This window comes from Paenibacillus sp. CMM36 (assembly GCF_053570945.1).
Window position 1 is genome coordinate 201,932 of sequence record NZ_JBSEDY010000008.1, and the last position, 18,324, is coordinate 220,255.

Genomic DNA, 18,324 nt, shown 5'->3' on the forward strand with positions numbered 1-18,324 from the left:
GAGGGGGAGTATATAAATCAAAAAACCGCAGGGAATACGCCTGCGGTTTTGTCTATGCATTCCGCACCATACCTTCTTCTATAACAAGATAGCTCAACACACGTGTCTGTGTTAGGACAGCGTGTGACAGTTCTGCTCCTTTCGGTTAGCAGCCCCAGCATTCGGAGTATTTACAAAGAGTCAGCTCCGCATACTTCGGCGGGTGTACCTTTCCACTGGAATCTCAGACGGCTCTTATCGTCTCCTCCGGTGTACCGATTACATCCGCGACCTCTACCTCATCATAAAACAGGGTTGATGAGGTGTATGACATGATATTTTATTGTATAGCGAATTACAGTATATCGTACCTGTACATCTTCTGACAATCGACAATTTTTTGAAAATCACTCGTAGAATCTTAAATTAAGAGTTCCGCTTGGCCATCTGCTGCCAAACTGTGCCCGCGGCTTGTTCGCCTGATTCGATGCGTTCCAGCGCCATTTTAGCCTGTAGACTGACCTCGAATTCGGGATCATCGACCGCCTTCTCCAACGCATCACGCGCATCCTCGGTTCCCACCTCGTATAAAAAACGTGCCGCCCGCCAGCGCACCAACTTGCTGCTATCCGACAGGGCTCCGATCATTGCACTGGTAGCGACCGGATCGCCGATGTCCGACAACGTGTCGCCTGCGGTGCGGCGTACTGCCGCTGAAGGATCGCGCAGCGCCTCGGCTAGCAGTTCCATCGCCTCCGGTGAGCGAATATCGCCCAGATAGACGACGCCCAGTCGCCGCAGCTGCATTTTGTCGTCATGCAGCGCTTGCCGAATAAGCGGCAAATGCTCGGGCGTCGGGTCCAGCCGATCCAGCGCAGCGTAGCGTGTACGCCAATCTTCGTGTTGCAGGGCCTGCTCCAGCTCGGCATCGCTCCACTCGCGGCGTTCCTCCACGAATTCGCTGTTGTTTGCGCCGTGGGCAATCGCTTGTTGGATAATCTGCTCCAGCCGCTCTTGTGGAAAGGCTGCCTCCAGTTCCTGCTCAACCTCACGTGCAATGTCCGGCAGTTCACCATAGCGGACGCCGTAATCACTCAGCTTGCGTTCCTTAATTAGCGTTGCGCTCGCTACACGGGTAACGGCTTGCACAAAGCGGTCGGACAAGGAGATTCGTTCCTCCTGCTGCCCTGCCTTGACTCGAATTTGCATAGGAAGGCCGCGAAAAAATTGCACAAAAACCTGTGCCTCGCCAAACGCTTCTCCAGAGGTTTCCTCTGGCAAATCCCAATTGGCGTCAGCGCCTTCCTCGCCTAGCTGATCTCGGACTTGACCCAGAATGGTAGACCAATCTGCATTCCCTTTGCGGTCAAGGGCTACAAAATCGGTCGTGTGAAACACGCTTTTGACCCCTTCAATGCCCAGCATGCGCCGGATAAATGGGGGAGCGGAACGCTCATTGTCTCGTGTATATGTTCTGCGGATACCCGCTTCCAGTCGCTCATCCAGATGCAGCATCATGGTGTTCGGACTGGGAGTTGGCTCGATAGATGTTATTTTCATAGCTCAGTACAGCCTCCTGTTCAAAAGTTCTCCATATATAGCTTATCTGTATTGTAACTCATTCTGCGAATGTCTCCAAAGAGAAGTTCGCGTTTCACAGGAAAATGCAATGACATATATCACGATGATTCATATAAACATGGCTGATGAATATGGAGGTTTTTTTAATAAAAACAGGATGCTATATAAGCCGAACTCGAAAAATTAACATGAAACGGAGTAGGCGGAATGGTGCTGTACAAGCGTAGCGGTCGCTTTTGTCCCCGGATTTCTACCCTAATCATAGGCTTTATTCTAGAAATCTGGGGGCGATGGGAAGCACCATCCGAATGAGCAGGGAGGCGATAAATCCCACAGACAGAACTGCCGCCAGCAGCATAAATGTAGTCATCTGATTGCCGCCATTCCCCATCAAACGAATGGAGAGCATAGGAGCTAGACTTGTACCGGCAAACAGGATGAAGGTATATAGTGAGACAGCTATAGCTCTCGCTGCACCGCCGAGCTGGCCGACGATTGCTATGAGTGAAGGAACACTCAGGGCAATGCCGCTGACAAAGCATACACTCAACACCACGATAGTCATAAGAGAGTGTGTCATTCCCATCAGCGCCAAACTCAGAATGGAAAGAATAAGAGCTGTACGTAATATAAGGTGCACACCGTATTTCTGGGCTAGCTTTCCTGCGAATGGTGAAAGGAGCATGCCGATGATACCAGCGGATCTGACATAAAGCATCTGTCGGCTATTCAGGCCAAATTCAGGGCCGCCAAGATAGTTACCCAAAACCGTATACATGCTCACAAAGGACATCAGGAGAACAAAAGCAACCGTGTAGCTTAACCATAAAGGATACGAGCGCAGAACGGTCTCCAACTGACCGAAAGCTGCCCAAATGCGAACATCTCGTTGAGGGGAGGGGGTTTTAGGTAGGAAAAAAAGGACGATTAGGAAGGTAATTGCATACAAAATGCCTAGCATCCGAAATACCGTATTCCACCCCATTTGTTCGCTAATGACAATACTAAATACCTGACCAGCAATACCCGCTACTAGAAAACCGGTGCTGATAAAGCCGATAGCTGTTACCCGTTTTTCGGCCGGAAACATATCGACGGCGTATGCGAGAGCAACGGGGGAAAAGGTGGCTGCAGCCAAACCTTGAAGCAAGCGCAGTGTAACTAATACAGAATATTGACTGGTTAAGCTGATGGATAACGAAATAATCGTTAATGCGAGCAGTCCGATGACGATAACCTGCTTTCGTCCAAAGCGGTTAGACAATCCACCATAAACAAGACATCCCGCCGCAAAGCCTAAGGAAAAGATACTGCCCGGTAGGGCTGCTTCGGCAAGCGTTTTTCCAAACACTTTAGCAAAAAGAGGGACCAAAGGGATCGTCACATACAGGCTGGACATAACGGCAACCGCTGACCAGCATAGGATTACAGTCATCCATGCATAAGGGAGAGCCACATTTTCTTTCTGTATAACGGTATGATTGGTTCGTAATTTACTCATCAATTGAACACTCCTTGATCATAAAATAAGTGGCTTGGTAATACACGAAATTAAATATATTAGGTAACCTAATTATATGTTTAAAAAAAATTTATCTGCCCACCCCCAATCTGTTTTCCATATGATGATGGATTTTTTCTATAATCCGCGAAAAAACGACCTGCTCCTCAGGCTCCAAAATACTCGCTAGAGAAGCACAGGAAGACCAAAATACAGGAAGCACTTGCTGTACAAGATGAGATCCCCCTTCTGTAATGCGCACATGAATTTTGCGTCGATCTGAGGAATTATGTTCTCTGATAATCCAGCCTCGTTGCTCTGTCCAGTCTAGGAGAGATGTAACAGATGCACGACGAATTCCCAGACGGTCGGCAATCATTGAAGGGCTCATCTGAGCCTGGGATTGGTGTAGTGTCAACAGCAACAATAAATCTAGCTTACTCTCTGTCAGGCCATAAGCAGCTAGATCCAAATCTATTGCGTCGAGCGTATTATCACCCGTCCATAGCAAGAAGAGACCAATACGGGCGAGTTGTCGATTCGTTTCTGCAAGAGCAGTTTGATCCATTAGCTCCAGATAAGGTTCTGGACCCAGACGGGGAAGAGGTTGCTGGACGGTGTCCCGCATACTTTGTTTTGGTGGCATACATTCACTCTTTTCATATAATTAGGTTATCTAACTATATATCAATATAGCGTATTGAAATGCATAAAACAATATCTAAAAAGAAATACTGCTACATTCAATGCAGAAGCAGGGTTAAAACTCGACAGAATGAACCAAACTGTGAATAGGTTACCAAAATGCGCCAATAGATAAGTGAAGGAGGCGTTCCTATGTTCCGCAAGCAGGAAAGAACGCTCATTATTGTATGTATAGTAATTGCGGCCATTATGCTATATGCCGTAATTAAAAGCATAGCTCGCTTGACTCCTTAGTTGGTAATCCAGAGTGATCCGCGATGTTTAAAATGTGAAATGAAGGAGTGAAACCCATTTGTCTTCACTGGACCCTGTATTACTAAGCCGGATGCTGACCGGAATTACCCTGTTTGTTCATATCGTATTTGCATCTATCGGCGTCGGCGTACCCTTAATGATTGCACTAGCAGAATGGCGCGGGCTGCGAACTGGTGATCCGCATTATACCCTGCTGGCCCGACGGTGGGCGCGAGGGTTTGTCATTACCGTTGCCGTGGGTGTCGTTACAGGTACCGCCATTGGTTTGCAGCTCAGCTTGCTTTGGCCCACCTTTATGCGGGTGGCTGGACAAGCGATTGCACTGCCTCTGTTTTTGGAGACGTTTGCTTTTTTCATCGAAGCTATATTCCTGGGCATCTATTTGTATACTTGGGATCGGTTTAAAAGCAAATATTTTCACCTGATGCTGCTCATCCCGGTAGCGATTGCCTCATCTGCATCAGCGGTTTTTATTACGACTGTGAACTCGTTCATGAACCAACCTCAAGGCTTTACACTCAAAAATGGAGTCATGACAAATATTCATCCCATCGAGGCCATGCTAAATCCGGCTACGCCGACCAAAGTTTCTCATGTACTGGCTTCCTCGTATACATTGAGCGCTGGGGTGCTGATGGGACTGGCTGCTTACAGTATGCTGCGGGGACGTAATCACGCTTATTTTAAAAAGGCGCTGAAGCTCACTGCCACCTGTACCATTGTGTTTGCCATCAGTACAGTGATGATTGGAGATGCATCCGGTAAATTTCTGGCCAAATATCAGCCGGAGAAGCTGGCCGCCGCCGAATGGCATTTTGATACGATGACGCACGCGCCCTTCGTATATGGCGGATACATGGATAAGAACGGTGAAATCAAATATGCCCTGAAAGTGCCTTATGCACTTAGTGTGTTGGCCGGGAACCTGCCCAGTACGGAGGTCAAGGGATTAAATGATTATCCCGTAGATGAGCGTCCGCCCCTGTCTATCCATTATATGTTTGACCTCAAAATCACCACAGGGGTGCTGATTCTCGTCATTCCGCTGTTGTATCTGATCCGCAAGCGTTTGCCAGGTCGCAAACCATACCCCAGATGGCTGCTGTTGGCGCTCATTCTGGTGGGGCCGATGGCGATGGTAGCTATTGAGCTCGGATGGATGTTCGCGGAGGTCGGTAGACAGCCGTGGATTTTACGCGGATATATGAAGGTGTCCGAAGCAGCAACCACTTCTACGAGTGTTGGGTGGATGCTGGTGTTGTTTGTTATTTTGTATCTGGTGTTGTGCTTCTCGGCCATTAAGGTACTCAGCAAGCTATTTCGCAATAAGGATGCGGTGGAAGAGATAAGACAGCTCGGCCTGGAAGGGGCTGATGGTAAGTGAGCTATGAAATTGTAGGCATCGCCATTTTGTGGACGTTCTTGTTCGGATATTTGCTTATAGCATCTATTGATTTTGGTGCAGGGTTTTTCAGCTTTTACAGTGTGTTAACAGGCCACCAGAACAAAATCCACAATATTATTCAACGGTATCTATCCCCGGTGTGGGAGGTAACAAACGTATTTCTCATCTTTTTTGTGGTGGGATTAAACGGGTTCTTCCCGGATGCGGCATATTACTATGGTACGGCGTTACTCGTTCCCGGCAGTATTGCGATTGTACTTCTCGCCATCCGGGGAGTGTATTATGCATACAATACGTATGGGCATTCCGGCACCAATAATATCGTCTACATGGCGTTGTACGGTGCGACAGGGTTACTGATTCCGGCGGCACTGTCGACGGTCCTCGCTATATCGGAAGGCGGCATTATTGTGGAGAACAGTACAGGTGTGCACCTGCAATGGGGGCAGCTATTAAGCAATCCCTACACGTGGGCGGTTATTTTTCTGGCGTTGGTAAGCGTACTGTATATCTCGGCGATGTTTTTGGCCTATTATGCCAAAAGGGCAGGAGACAAGGTCGCTTTTGAAATCGTACGAGGATATGCACTGCTTTGGAGCGGTCCAACGATTGTTGCGAGTCTGCTCGCATTTTTTCAGATTAACAAACAAAATCCAGATCATTTTACCAATATGCTGAACATAGCCTGGATGTTTGTCGCATCCTTCATATGCTTTGCGGGAGCAGTTTATCTGGTATGGCAGCGGCGGCATCTAGGGGTTTCGTTCATATTGGTGATGCTGCAATTTGCATTTGCCTGGTATGGCTACGGCCGCTCGCATCTCCCGTATGTTCTGTATCCCTACATTAATGTCTACGACAGCTTTACAAATTCTACGATGGCGTATGCGTTGATTACGGCGTTTGTTGCGGGTCTGCTGGTGCTGATCCCTTCGCTGATCCTGATATTAAGATTGTTTCTGTTCGATGCAAAATATGTGCGCGGACATGAAGGGAAGAAAGGGTGAGTTAGAGTGGCTGCTTTCGAGCATTTTACGATTATGTATGAGTCACCTATCATTATCGTCGTGGCGATTGTGTTTTTGTTTATTTATTCGGCACGCTTTAAAAATCCACAAGATTGACAACAACAGGTGGAACAGGCCTTCCTGATTGATCCGGGAGGTCTGTTTTTGCTGTATTATCGCAGAATTTCCTTTACAGACGTGATTGAATTATACTTTACATAGATCAGGATGTTGCATCATTTTATGTTCACACTCGAATGACAATATATAGTTAAATTGAACCGCTGCGTTTTTTGGAGAACGGGTTCATCAGGGAGGGAGCTGCATCATGCCCAAAGTTCGCTTTAACAATATGGATCATGTAAATACCGATAAAACCATCAAGCAATTCAGACAATGGCGGCAAGAGCGACGCAGCAAAATAAAGGATTATACGTTCGTTGTGCCAAACCATCCCCCGGAGCTGGAGTTTCTGCATAGCAATCGGGAGATGGCGACAGCCACCTGGGTGGGACATTCCACCTTTTTCATCCAGTATCTTGGGCTGAATATCATCACCGATCCGGTGTGGGCAGAGCGTATGGCTTTTGATAAAAGGTTGGCCCCGCCCGGCATTCGCATCCAGGATGTACCACCACTAGACATCATTCTGCTGTCTCATTCACACTATGATCATTTACATTTAGAATCCTTACGGAAATTATATCGTGCAAATACGCTGATGCTTGTACCCACAGGGTTAAAGGCAAAAATGATCCGCAAAGGTTTTCGTAACTGTCATGAGCTGCAATGGTGGGAGCATTTTACGGTAGGAGGGATACGCTTCACATTTGTTCCAGCCCAGCATTGGACACGACGCACGCCGTTTGATACGAACACTTCGCATTGGGGTGGATACGTTCTGCAAAGTGAACAGCAGGTGATTGGCTCTGCCACGTCCGTCACGGAATCTCATCCTCATTCGAATACAGATTCAGAGCATACACCGACGTTGTATTTTGTGGGAGACACTGGATATTTTCGTGGGTTTAAGGAGATTGGCGAGCGCTTTGCCATTGACCTGACCTTTATGCCGATTGGCGCGTATGAACCGGAATGGTTCATGACCTCGCAGCACGTGACACCGGAGGAGGCATTGCAAGGGTTTGTAGATTGCGGCGCAGATCAGATGATTCCGATGCACTACGGAGCCTTCAAACTAGCGGATGATACGCCAAGAGAGGCGCTGGATCGTCTCGAAGCGGAGCGTGAGCGTATGGGTATTGCAAAGGAACGCATTCATGTTCTAGGGCACGGAGAGACGCTGAAAATTGGACGTCGCTGCTCAACTACAATCTGAGAGATTCGACATCATCCTTATATAAGAGGATTTTGCAAAATCCTGATAAACCAAGCGGCTCGGCGGACAATTAACTTTGCCTGCCGAGCCGCCTTTTTTGGTTTTTAGCTATAATGCAGGGTTAAACGGCTTCGGAATCACTTGCCAAAGAGGAATCGCTGTTGGCGATGGGATGACGAACGATTTTAACTTCATAGAACGTGATTTTATTTTCAATAATATAGTCCGGAATTTGACGATGGCTATGGGATTCGCGGAAAGCTTCGCTTTTCGTCCAGCCTTGGAAGTTCTCTTTTTCTTTCCATCGTGTACTGATCGTTACTTCCTCATAATCCTCCGTGTTTTCAGTCAGCAGCACTTCCAGACCGAGAAAGCCTTCCATTTTTTCAACTTTTCCTTCTTTGTTAAATCTTTCGATGAGTAGATGTGCATTGCCCGGTGTGATTTTAGATGTATTTGTTACGATAACCATATTAAATTCCTCCTGAATGATGTGGTATGGTCGGTATAATAACCGGATAGCCATCCTCAAATTTGATGGTAGCGTTCATTTCATAAATGTCGCGAAGAAAAGCAGACGTCAAAATCTCATGGGGTTCGCCGACAACGGCGATTCGTCCCTTTTTAAGCGCAATCATATGATGACAATAGGCCGCAGCTTGCTGCAAATCATGTAGTACCATAACAATCGTCAAGCCGGACTCGTGATTGATACGCCGCAGCATATCCATAACTTCAAATTGGTGGGCGATATCCAGAAAAGTGGTCGGTTCATCGAGCAAAAGAATACCCGTTTGTTGGGCCAAGGCCATTGCAATTCGCGCTTTTTGTTGTTCACCTCCCGATAGAGTATGGAACATCCGATCCGCATAGGGCTGGATACCCGTGATCTTCATGACATGGTCCACGATTTGCTGGTCCTGTCCGGTATAGCGTACCTTCAAGCCCTTGGCATGAGGAGATCTTCCGTAAGCGACCAGCTCGCGGACCGTCAATAACGGCAGCATATCCTTCATTTGCGGTAGCATTGTAATCGTCTGGGCAAAATCACGCCGCTTGTATTCCTGCACGGGCTTGCCCAATACGGAAACCTGACCCTGATCCTGCTTGAGCAACCGGGTCATAATCCGCAAAAGCGTGGATTTGCCTGAACCGTTCGGCCCGACGATCGCGGTGAGCTGACCAGCAGGCAAGGTGATATTCACATCGACCAGCTTAAAATACCCACGTTGTAAGGAGATATGCTCACCCTGAATGGCTGTCATCCGAAATTCCCCCGTTTCTTGAGTAAGATTAAGAAGAACGGTGCCCCAATGACGGCCAGCAAAATACCTACAGGCAGTTCAATCGGGTCAAACCAGGATCGCGCCACCGTATCTGCGAGAACAACCAGCGTTCCGCCGCCCACAATGGAAAGGGGAAGGAGGAAACGATAATCTTCCCCGATTAGCAGCCGTATGACATGGGGAACGACCAGTCCTACAAAGCCGATCAACCCGGCTACACTGACTGCTGTACCGGCCAGCAGGGCAGAAAGCAGGATAATGAGCATACGTTGAAGCTCTACTCGCTGGCCCAGCAGCTGTGCTGAATCGTCGCCCAGTAGCAGTAAATTAGCAGGTTTAATCGCAAAGAAAGAGGCGATTAATCCAATGATGGCGTAAGGCGCCATGAACTCCAGATGATGCCAGCTTCTTCCGTTTAATCCGCCGGATAGCCAAGGAAGAACGGCCTGTACGCGGTCGCTGAACATGACCATTACGCCGTTGGTGAGTGCGCCCAGCAGCGCATTGATCGCAACGCCAGCCAGCACAATTTTGACAGGCGACGCCCCTCGGTCCCAAGCCAGCAGATAAATGACGATTGCGCTCAGAAAGGCTCCCAAAAAGGCGGTTATCGGAAGAAGGTAACTGAGCTGGGGAAGCATCACCATCGTAATGACGGCGGCAAGTCCACCTCCAGCCGATACACCAATAATGCCAGGGTCAGCCAATGGATTTTTCATGACACCTTGAAGAAGTGCTCCGGAAGCTGCAAGACAAGCTCCTACCAGTAAACCTACTAATACTCTGGGTAGCCGGAGATCCATCAGGATCGTGCGATATGTAGATTCATCATTATGTAGCAAAACATGATTGATTTCTTGAAGTGGAATCGACACCGAACCGTAGGCCAGACCGTACACAGAGACGGCCAGCAGTAGAATCGGAAGGGTAATCCAGGCGATGGTGCGTCTTCTGGCGCGCTGTAGTTTGTTCATTGCCATCGCCTATTTCGCCGGATACAGCTTTTGATGCATCAAATCCAGCGCTTTAGTGACCCGTGTGCCCGGATTCGTACCGAACAGATCTGAAGGTAAAACCTCGACCTGATTGTTTTTGACTGCTCGGATTCCGTTCCAAGCTGCATTTTCCTGCATTTCCTTTATAAATGCAGCTTTAACATCTTCTGTATTGCCATGAGTCATGATGAAGATGTAGTCAGGGTCAGCCTGTATGATGCGTTCTGTGTTCAGCTGCGCATATTGTGGGAAATTTTGCAGGCCCGGAAAATCAGCGGCGATGTTAGAGCCACCCGCAGCTTCCAGAATGTTTCCACTCAGTGAATTCGGTAGTGCCGCCATGTACGTAGCCGGGGCTCCGTAGACGAGCAATACCTTCGGTTTGGAGGCAGAAGCGGTTTCCTTTTGTAGCTTGGTTACTTGTTGGTCAATTTGCTGGTTCAGCTTTACGGCCCCGGCTTGCTTTTGTAGTAATTGTCCGAACAGTGTAATTTGTGTCTGGATATCCTGAACTGAATTGGCACTAGTCAGCAGCAGCTGTGAACCTACTCCTTCAATGGCTGGAATGTCTTTTTCATTCATAGGATAATTGCCTAGCACGACATCCGGTTTGAGCATCGTAATTTTCTCCAAATCTACTTCATGAGTGGAGCCTATTTGCTGAACGTTCTCAGCAGCAGGTACGACGACAGGTCCATTGGAGTTGGGTCTTCCTACGGCTGTCCCGCCCAATGCGTATATAATATCCAGATCGCCATTGCTGAGCGCAACGATATGTTGAGGAACCTTTTGAAACGCCAACGTCCGTTTTGAAAAATCAGTAACTTGGATGGCTGCACTGCTTGTCGTGCCAGAAGTGGCAGATACGGAGGCACTGGTTGGTTTATGATCTGTGGTCGGGGCACCATTACTACATCCGGTAACTGCCAATAAAAGCACTGCGGACGACCACAACATATAAGATTTCATGTTATTCCTCCTGCAATTTTCGAGTTAAACAATAATGATAATCATTTTCAATTATATATAAGAGAATGATAATGAATATCACTGGGCAATGTCAATTAAAAAAACAAAATTTTTAAATAAATTTTGAACTAAAAATAAAAGGGATATATTCGAATTAAAGAAGAAGGAACTACAAATTTTTCTTAAAAAATAGCATATATCAAGGGATTTCGTACACGCAAATACATATTGACATTTTCGAAAAGTGTAAGATATATTGGTGATGGGTTTACTTTATTTTGCGAAATTATGGAATAGAGAGGTGGGGAGACAAGCTCGAAAAGAGCTATTTTTTTTAAATTACCAATTGAGAATGATAATCAATTAGTTTATTCTCGTGGGGAGGGACTGCTGTCAAAATGAAGAAGGGGTATTCTGCAATTATTGCTGTGTTTCTGCTGGTGAGTGTGCTGAGCTTTTGGCCAACTTCGTCATCTGTAGGAGCCGCTACGGCTTCTCCAAAATTGGCGGATGGTACATACACGCTCAAATACAATATCCTCAAGGCAGAAAATGACTCGGTGTCCATGGCTAATGATTATTTTGAGAAACCAGCTAAGTTGTATGTGAAAAAAGGTCATATGACCATGCAAATTAAGCTGAATCATAGCGAATGGACAACCGGGTTTAAAGTAGATTACAAAGGCAAAATCATCGATACCAAGGTCATCCATAAGGATGCCAAAACCGATACCCGCACCGTACAATTTCCAATTACGAGTGTGAACAGCCCGCTAATCTCTAAAATCCATGTTACTGTCCCTGCGTATAACTACGATCATGACTATACGATCCGCTTCGCTTTTGATTCCAAAAGTGCCAAAAAAGTAGCAGCCGTCCAGTCAGCAAAATCAACTAAATCTTCCAAGAAGTAAATTCAAGCCATCTCTATCGTTCATAAAATCAACACAAATTCAAGCATAGAAAATGGAGGAGTGTGTGTAGATATGAATATGGTAATGTCGCTTTGAGCAATTTTCTTTTAAGAAGGTATTCGTAGCATTGATCATGACAGCGCTTGTTTTTGCAATCGTTGCTCCATTCTCAGCTAAAGCGGCAGCAGCCGACGGCACGTACAACGTAGACTACACCGTTCTGAAGGATCAAACCAATGAGACTTCTCGATTGGATAGCTACCTGACGAAGCCTGCTCAGGTTACGGTAGCTAACGGCAAAAATGTCGTTCGTCTGACTGTGAAAAGCAGCAATCTGATTACAACGTTCAAAGTAGAGCAAAATGGCGTACTGCAAGATGCGACTGTAGTGAGCACAGATACTGCTAGCAACACTCGTATAGTGGAATTCGAGGTTGCTGATCTGAATGCAAAAGTGAATGCTTACGCTGAAATCACAATCCCAGTAATCGGCTACACAGGCAAGTATGATGTACAACTGCAATTCGACGAAATCTAATCCAAAATAACGTAAAGGAGATTAAGAACATGAACATGATTATGAATCGTATGGAAAAATTGTCTTTGAAAAAAGTAATGCTTACTGTACTGATGGCAGCGCTTGTTTTTGTGGTACTAGCTCCATTTTCTGCCAATAAGGCGAATGCGGCTTTGCCTAATGGGGCGTATCAATTGCCTTATACCGTTTATAAAGATGGAACCACTCAGCCATCTTACATGGATACAAATGGTTATGTGAAAAAACCAGCCACACTGATTGTTACGAATGGTCAATATAAAGTGCGAGTAGCTATTACCAAGAGTGCATGGGTTACTGAATTCAAAACTCAGCAAAACGGTCAGTATGTGAATGCGACTGTGGTAAGCACATCAGGGGATACAAGAATAGTCGAATTCCCTGTAACTAGCTCGTCTCAAAAATTGAACGTTAAACTGCATGTAAGTGTGCCTGCAGAATACACTGGTGGTATTCCATACGATCACGACTATGTTGTTCAATTCCAATTCGACGACAGCGATATCTAAGGCTTCTTTTTGAAAATATAATTTTGAATTGAATACTCATTGGAGCTTACTTTCAATGCTCCAAATGAGTATATTTTAAGTAGGGGGATACATCACCTTGAAAAGCCGATTTAACAAATACATTACGACATTCGCTGCTATTCTAATGTTGTTTTCTTTATTTTCACCATACGTAGGAGCAACCCCTGAAGTTGATTCCACTTCCCAAAATTTGACTGATTCAAGCACTACAGTCACTAGTGCTACTTATGCTACTTATGAGATGCCGGTAGAAGTACCCAGCACATATGCTGAGCCTACCAATGCTGTAACTACCACAGATGCGACCTATGCAGATGGAGAATACCTGATTGATTACAAACCTTTAAGAAAGACAGTCAGCGGTAGCACCAGAGATTCGAGTTTCAAAACAAACTATACCTATCCTGGAGATTTGATCATTAAGGATGGAAAATACCATTTTTCATTTAAGTTTGCGGAAACTCAAGGACTATCGAAATTTTTAGTAGAACAAAACGGGGAAACAGTTCCCGCAAAAATAGAGGTGGATTCTGGGAAAGCTTCCGGGACTGTAAGCTTCGATGTTTATGATTTTCATCAAAATGTAAATACGGAGTTTGGATTTAATAGCAGTTCTCCGTGGTATGTAGATACCGATCCAGATCGTTCAGTGAAGGAATGGATTGAGTTTGATCCTTCCAGCTTGAGACTTAAAAACTCAACGGAGAATCCAACGGTTCCACCTGTAACACCACCGGTGACGCCTCCTAATGCAGGAGAAAAACTTTCTGATTTGGACTTTACCCTTTTGAAAGATGGAACCAATGAAAAGTCTATGATGGATGGGTATACGGAGAAACCAGGCTCACTAATTGAGCGTGGAGGTAAACAATATGCCCAGTTCACATTAAAGAACAGCAAACAGATTGATGGTTTTAAGGTAGAGCAAAATGGGGTGTTAACCGACACTTCTGTTGTAAGTGAAGATCAAACTGCGAATACACGAGTGATCGAGTTTGAAGTGAAAGAACTGCCTGCCAAGCTCAACGCATGGGTGAGCATCAACTGGCCTGAGCTGGGCTACGTGCATACTTATAATGTAGATCTTCAGATGTCTTCTGCACCCGCCCCATCAGATTTGGCGGATGGAACGTATTCTATTAATTTTAATACCCTGCACGCCACAAAAGATCAGCCATCAGCCATGGCACAGTATCTGTTGTCTCCGGCAACTTTGACGGTAGCGAAGGGACAAAAAGAAGTTTCCTTCACCATTAAAGACAGCACTACAGTGACGGAATTCAAAACTGAACAAAATGGAACGTTGACGGATGCAGATATTGTAAGTGTGGACAAGACCGCCAATACACGTATTGTGAAATTCAAAGTAGCGGATTTGGACGCGATTTTGAATGCGCAGGTACATGTGAGCACGACCTATCCAGGTGGGGTTTATGAGATGGACCATAAACTTCGGCTTCAGTTCGATAAAAACAGTATCTCGGGAACGGACAACGGTTCAACTCCAGTAACGTCAAATCTGGACTTCACGCTGTTAAAAGACGGTTCAAGTGAAAAGTCTATGATGGATGGATATACAGAAAAACCGGGTACTCTGGTTGAACGTAAAGGCAAGAAATATGTACAGTTCACTTTGAAAAACAGCAAACAAATTGACGGCTTTAAAGTAGAACAAAATGGAGTATTGACCAACACGACCGTAGTAAGTGAAGATCAAACGGCGAATACACGTGTTATCGAATTTGAGGTTAAGGAAGTGCCTGCCAAACTGAATGCATGGGTAAGCATCAACTGGCCTGAGCTGAACTATGTAGAAACCTATGATGTCGATCTTCAATTAGGAGCGGCAACAACCCCGGTTGATCCTGGGACGCCAGGCACACCAGGCACGCCCGGAAAGAATTTAGCTGATGGAACGTATTCAATCAACTTCGATGCGCTGCACGCAATCAAAGATCAAAAATCGGCCATGGCGCAATATTTATTGTCTCCGGCCACACTGACGGTATCAAAAGGCAAGTATGAAGCCTCCTTTACCATCAAAGACAGCACCACCGTGACAGAGTTTAAAACAGAACAAAGCGGGACACTTACGGATGCAGATATCGTTAGTGAGGACAGGAATGCTAATACACGTGTTGTGAAATTCAAAGTGGCGGATTTGGACGCTATTCTGAATGCACAGGTACATGTGAGCACGACCTATCCAGGTGGGGTTTATGAGATGGATCATAAGCTTCGTCTGCAATTTGACCGCAGCAGCATTACAGCTAAAGGACCGGATAACGGAACCACAACCCCAGTTGAAAATGGCAGATACAGCATTGATTTCTCCGTACTCAAAAACGGAAGCAATGAAATATCTGTGATGGATGGATATATGCAAAAGCCAGCCACACTGTTAAAACAGTCTGGTAAAAATATCATTCAGATCAAAATGGACAAGAGCAGCTGGATCAAAACGTTCAAAGTAAATGGTGCAGAGGCTCAGGTTGTCGATCAATCAAGCTCCGCAAATACAAGAACAGTACAATTTGAAGTGCCAAATCTGTCGGATAAAGTGACAGTGAATACGCATGTCATCGTACCTGGATTGGATTTGAGTGGTATCCCATATGATCACGTGTATGATGTGCAGTTCCAATTCGAGCCTGCTACCATTCGAAGCTTTGTTGAGCCTACCTCTTCAGGGGCGGCTGATCCCATGATTAAACTGGATTTTGACAAGCTTGCCAATGGTAAATATGCTTTGAAATTCAGTATTGTTTTGTCAGATGGCTCAACAGCAGCAGATTCACAGGCTCAACGCTTCATCACTGACGAACCGGCGCAATTGGTCGTGGAAGGCGACAAACGGTTTGTAGGTCTGAAGCTGCAAAACAGCAATGAAGTGAAGGCGCTGCGTATTTGGGACAACGCAAGCGGGGACTACCGAGATGCAGAAGTGACCCAGGAAGATGCAGCAAGCAATACGAAGCATGTTCGTTTTAGCGTAAGTGACTTTAAGAGCAATGTAAAAGGCCAACTGGTTGTCTACGAAGCTCCTAAAGTGGCAAGTAGCGCTCAGATGGTTTTCAAGGCGGAGGATCGAGTAGAAAAGGTATATGATTTTGAATTTAAATTCGATACCAGCAATGTATCTTATCACAACGAAACCAAAGCAGACGAAGTAGAACAGGGGAAAAATAACTTGGCCGATGGAGAGTACACTGCGAACTTCCGTGTACTGGCGAACGGAACAGACAAGGATTCTCTAGTGGCTCCTTTTGTGCAGAGTCTAGCGAAGTTGATTGTGAAAAATGGCAAGGTTCAGGCTCATGTAACCGTTACGGACAACCAGGCTTTGAAGCTATTCCAAACGGATTTTGAAGGCCGTTATGCCAATCCGATGATTATGGGTTCGGACACTAAAGGTGACACGCACACGATTGCGTTCGAAGTACCTGATCTGGATAAGAAGTTAAGTGTGTACACACAGGTATATCTGCCTGAGAAATACATTCTAAATGAGAAATTCGGCGGACAGATTCAATTTGACCGTGCATCGCTTAAAGGTGAGGGGGTCAATACAGCTACAACCGTAACCCCTACTGAACCGATAGTAGCTTCTACGGACAAGGCAGCAGAAACAACTGCATCTGTAGCTGAAACCAAACCAGTAGTTGAGCAACCGGTTCAAATGGCTTCCGAGAAGCAATACACGATTAATTACAACGTATTTAAAGACAAAACGAGTGAAGCTTCCGTTATGGACGGTTATCTCGACAAGCCAGCCACACTGATTGAAAAGGGAGACAAGCGCTATATCCAAGTGACATTGAAAAATAGTTCTTGGATGCCAACTTTACAAGTGGAGCAAAACGGTACCCTGAAAGATGTAGAAGTGATCTCGACATCCGGCGATACACGTGTCGTTCAATTCGAGGTAGGGGACTTGTCCCAGAAAATCAGTGCTTACACACACGTTATTGTGCCTGGCTTGGTTCTTGGCGGAGTGCCGTATGATCACTGGTATACAGTTCAGTTCCAATTTGATGAAGCAAGCCTGAAAGCGAAGTAGCCTCAGGTTGTGACCTCAATGAAGCCCGAATAACAGCAAAGTTTGTATGCAAGCAAGTCTTGGTGCCTCGGCGTCAAGACTTGTCAGCATTTACATACCCGAGGAATTTGCAAAAATCCAATAAGCGACTTCTAGTGAACAATATGTAGATCAAACAGTCTAGTTCGTCTATATATTGCACTTTGGAGCGACTGGAGTCGAATTTTGCTAAATCCTGATACCCGAAAAGTTAGGGTTCCTAATGCAGTTCTATATTTTGAATTGAGGTGACTGGATTTTCATGAAACGATATATAGCATGGGCTCAAGGAAGATCGTTTTGTTTGTATATGTTAATCGGCATCGTGATCTTGTTGCTGGCCGGATGTTCGGGAGGAGGACAGGCTGGACAGAATCAGAGCGATGGTTCGAAATCAGCGGCAACATCTGATGCAACCGGAAAGTCGTCTGACGGTAAAGCTCAAGCTCCTCGTATTGTGGCGACTACGGTAGCCATTGCGGAAATCACGGATGCGCTGGGCCTGGATTTGGCAGGTAAGCCGACAAGCACGAAAGTGCTGCCTGACCGTTACAAGGATGTGCCTGATGTGGGTAATCCGATGAGCCCTGATATGGAAAAAGTGATGTCATTGAAGCCGACGGATGTACTGTCGGTGACGACACTGAAATATGATCTGGAGCCTAAATTTAAAGATTTGAAAATCAATGCCAAATTTTTAAATTTTGAAAGTCTCGCGAATATGCAAAAAGAAATTCAAAAGCTGGGAGACACGTTTGGCAAAGCCGATAAGGCCAAAGAGATTAATGGAGTGTTGGATGCCAAAGTAACTGAGATTCAACAAAAGATCAAAGGGAAGAAATCTCCTAAAGTATTGATTTTGCTGGGAGTACCGGGAAGCTATCTGGTGGCTACCGAGCATTCTTATATTGGGGATCTGGTTAAAATTGCAGGCGGAACAAATGTGGTTCAGGGCGAGAAGGTGGAGTTCATTGCCCACAATACCGAAGCCTTGCAGCAATCCAACCCTGATATCATTTTGCGCGCTGCACACGGGATGCCGGATGAAGTAGTGAAAATGTTCGATGAAGAGTTCAAAACCAACGATATCTGGAAGCATTTCAACGCTGTGAAAAATGGGCATGTCTATGATCTGCCTGAACCGTTGTTTGGCACAACAGGGAATCTAGCGGCAAACTCGGCGCTAGATGAGCTGATGAAAATGCTGTATCCTTCGAATTAAAG

At 45.9% G+C, this 18,324-nt stretch carries 16 protein-coding genes and 1 riboswitch; of the genes, 9 read left to right on the forward strand and 7 right to left on the reverse strand.

Features of this window, described 5'->3' with window-relative positions:
* Positions 1 to 81: 81 nt before the first annotated feature.
* Positions 82 to 284: riboswitch (Lysine riboswitch) on the reverse strand.
* A gap of 121 nt (positions 285 to 405) precedes the next feature.
* From ACWA2B_RS17235 to ACWA2B_RS17245, 3 genes are all read right to left on the reverse strand, one after another.
* Complete coding sequence (locus tag ACWA2B_RS17235; RefSeq protein WP_039273707.1) at positions 406 to 1,539, reverse strand: virulence factor; 1,134 nt, start codon at positions 1,537 to 1,539, stop codon at positions 406 to 408.
* 289 nt (positions 1,540 to 1,828) lie between these two features.
* The gene (locus ACWA2B_RS17240; RefSeq protein ID WP_449292453.1) at positions 1,829 to 3,061 is read right to left on the reverse strand and encodes an MFS transporter; all 1,233 of its coding nucleotides are present in this window, start codon (positions 3,059 to 3,061) and stop codon (positions 1,829 to 1,831) included.
* A 91-nt stretch (positions 3,062 to 3,152) separates the two neighbouring features.
* Positions 3,153 to 3,707, reverse strand: a complete 555-nt coding sequence (locus ACWA2B_RS17245) for a MarR family winged helix-turn-helix transcriptional regulator (RefSeq protein ID WP_029519201.1) — start codon at positions 3,705 to 3,707, stop codon at positions 3,153 to 3,155.
* A gap of 351 nt (positions 3,708 to 4,058) precedes the next feature.
* Between ACWA2B_RS17245 and ACWA2B_RS17250 the strand changes: the two genes are divergently transcribed.
* From ACWA2B_RS17250 to ACWA2B_RS17265, 4 genes are all read left to right on the forward strand, one after another.
* Positions 4,059 to 5,405 (forward strand): cytochrome ubiquinol oxidase subunit I, encoded by a 1,347-nt coding sequence (locus tag ACWA2B_RS17250; RefSeq protein ID WP_069012158.1) that lies wholly within the window; start codon positions 4,059 to 4,061, stop codon positions 5,403 to 5,405.
* The gene (locus tag ACWA2B_RS17255; protein ID WP_029519198.1) at positions 5,402 to 6,433 is read left to right on the forward strand and encodes a cytochrome d ubiquinol oxidase subunit II; all 1,032 of its coding nucleotides are present in this window, start codon (positions 5,402 to 5,404) and stop codon (positions 6,431 to 6,433) included. Before ACWA2B_RS17250 ends, ACWA2B_RS17255 begins: the two co-directional genes overlap by 4 nt.
* Before the next feature lie 6 nt (positions 6,434 to 6,439).
* Positions 6,440 to 6,550, forward strand: coding sequence for a cytochrome bd oxidase small subunit CydS (gene cydS, locus ACWA2B_RS17260; RefSeq protein ID WP_007432143.1), 111 nt, complete (start codon positions 6,440 to 6,442; stop codon positions 6,548 to 6,550).
* A gap of 211 nt (positions 6,551 to 6,761) precedes the next feature.
* Entirely contained in the window at positions 6,762 to 7,772 is a 1,011-nt protein-coding gene (locus tag ACWA2B_RS17265) for an MBL fold metallo-hydrolase (RefSeq protein ID WP_449292454.1), read from the forward strand.
* Positions 7,773 to 7,893: 121 nt separating this feature from the next.
* On the opposite strand, the gene isdG is transcribed toward ACWA2B_RS17265, so the two are convergent.
* From isdG to ACWA2B_RS17285, 4 genes are read right to left on the reverse strand one after another with little or no spacing between them, the layout of a single operon-like run.
* Positions 7,894 to 8,244 (reverse strand): heme oxygenase, encoded by a 351-nt coding sequence (gene isdG / locus ACWA2B_RS17270; RefSeq protein WP_029519194.1) that lies wholly within the window; start codon positions 8,242 to 8,244, stop codon positions 7,894 to 7,896.
* Position 8,245: 1 nt separating this feature from the next.
* Positions 8,246 to 9,037 carry an ABC transporter ATP-binding protein gene (locus ACWA2B_RS17275; protein ID WP_069012157.1) on the reverse strand — a complete coding sequence of 264 codons (792 nt, stop codon included), beginning with the start codon at positions 9,035 to 9,037 and terminating at the stop codon, positions 8,246 to 8,248.
* Positions 9,034 to 10,032, reverse strand: coding sequence for a FecCD family ABC transporter permease (locus tag ACWA2B_RS17280; RefSeq protein ID WP_176715747.1), 999 nt, complete (start codon positions 10,030 to 10,032; stop codon positions 9,034 to 9,036). The genes ACWA2B_RS17275 and ACWA2B_RS17280 overlap by 4 nt, the downstream gene beginning before the upstream one ends.
* A 9-nt stretch (positions 10,033 to 10,041) precedes the next feature.
* Positions 10,042 to 11,022 carry an ABC transporter substrate-binding protein gene (locus tag ACWA2B_RS17285; protein WP_069012155.1) on the reverse strand — a complete coding sequence of 327 codons (981 nt, stop codon included), beginning with the start codon at positions 11,020 to 11,022 and terminating at the stop codon, positions 10,042 to 10,044.
* 398 nt (positions 11,023 to 11,420) lie between these two features.
* Between ACWA2B_RS17285 and isdC the strand changes: the two genes are divergently transcribed.
* From isdC to isdE, 5 genes are all read left to right on the forward strand, one after another.
* A complete protein-coding gene (gene isdC / locus ACWA2B_RS17290; protein ID WP_029519188.1) occupies positions 11,421 to 11,936 on the forward strand; it encodes a heme uptake protein IsdC in 516 nt (171 codons plus the stop codon).
* Between the two features lie 133 nt (positions 11,937 to 12,069).
* Positions 12,070 to 12,474, forward strand: a complete 405-nt coding sequence (locus tag ACWA2B_RS17295) for an NEAT domain-containing protein (RefSeq protein WP_449292455.1) — start codon at positions 12,070 to 12,072, stop codon at positions 12,472 to 12,474.
* Between the two features lie 29 nt (positions 12,475 to 12,503).
* A complete protein-coding gene (locus ACWA2B_RS17300) occupies positions 12,504 to 13,001 on the forward strand; it encodes an NEAT domain-containing protein (protein ID WP_449292456.1) in 498 nt (165 codons plus the stop codon).
* A 97-nt stretch (positions 13,002 to 13,098) separates the two neighbouring features.
* Entirely contained in the window at positions 13,099 to 17,082 is a 3,984-nt protein-coding gene (locus ACWA2B_RS17305) for an NEAT domain-containing protein (RefSeq protein WP_449292457.1), read from the forward strand.
* 280 nt (positions 17,083 to 17,362) lie between these two features.
* Positions 17,363 to 18,322 (forward strand): heme ABC transporter substrate-binding protein IsdE, encoded by a 960-nt coding sequence (gene isdE / locus ACWA2B_RS17310; protein WP_449292458.1) that lies wholly within the window; start codon positions 17,363 to 17,365, stop codon positions 18,320 to 18,322.
* The last annotated feature ends 2 nt before the right edge of the window (positions 18,323 to 18,324 follow it).

Bases quoted from the DNA above. Each gene is read 5' to 3' on its own strand.
- ACWA2B_RS17235 (WP_039273707.1), bottom strand. From the start codon at position 1,539: ATGAAAATAACATCTATCGAGCCAACTCCCAGTCCGAACACCATGATG.
- ACWA2B_RS17285 (WP_069012155.1), bottom strand. From the start codon at position 11,022: ATGAAATCTTATATGTTGTGGTCGTCCGCAGTGCTTTTATTGGCAGTT.
- ACWA2B_RS17240 (WP_449292453.1), bottom strand. From the start codon at position 3,061: ATGAGTAAATTACGAACCAATCATACCGTTATACAGAAAGAAAATGTG.
- isdC (WP_029519188.1), top strand. From the start codon at position 11,421: ATGAAGAAGGGGTATTCTGCAATTATTGCTGTGTTTCTGCTGGTGAGT.
- ACWA2B_RS17265 (WP_449292454.1), top strand. From the start codon at position 6,762: ATGCCCAAAGTTCGCTTTAACAATATGGATCATGTAAATACCGATAAA.
- ACWA2B_RS17280 (WP_176715747.1), bottom strand. From the start codon at position 10,032: ATGAACAAACTACAGCGCGCCAGAAGACGCACCATCGCCTGGATTACC.
- isdG (WP_029519194.1), bottom strand. From the start codon at position 8,244: ATGGTTATCGTAACAAATACATCTAAAATCACACCGGGCAATGCACAT.
- ACWA2B_RS17295 (WP_449292455.1), top strand. From the start codon at position 12,070: ATGACAGCGCTTGTTTTTGCAATCGTTGCTCCATTCTCAGCTAAAGCG.
- isdE (WP_449292458.1), top strand. From the start codon at position 17,363: ATGAAACGATATATAGCATGGGCTCAAGGAAGATCGTTTTGTTTGTAT.
- ACWA2B_RS17275 (WP_069012157.1), bottom strand. From the start codon at position 9,037: ATGACAGCCATTCAGGGTGAGCATATCTCCTTACAACGTGGGTATTTT.
- ACWA2B_RS17300 (WP_449292456.1), top strand. From the start codon at position 12,504: ATGAACATGATTATGAATCGTATGGAAAAATTGTCTTTGAAAAAAGTA.
- ACWA2B_RS17245 (WP_029519201.1), bottom strand. From the start codon at position 3,707: ATGCCACCAAAACAAAGTATGCGGGACACCGTCCAGCAACCTCTTCCC.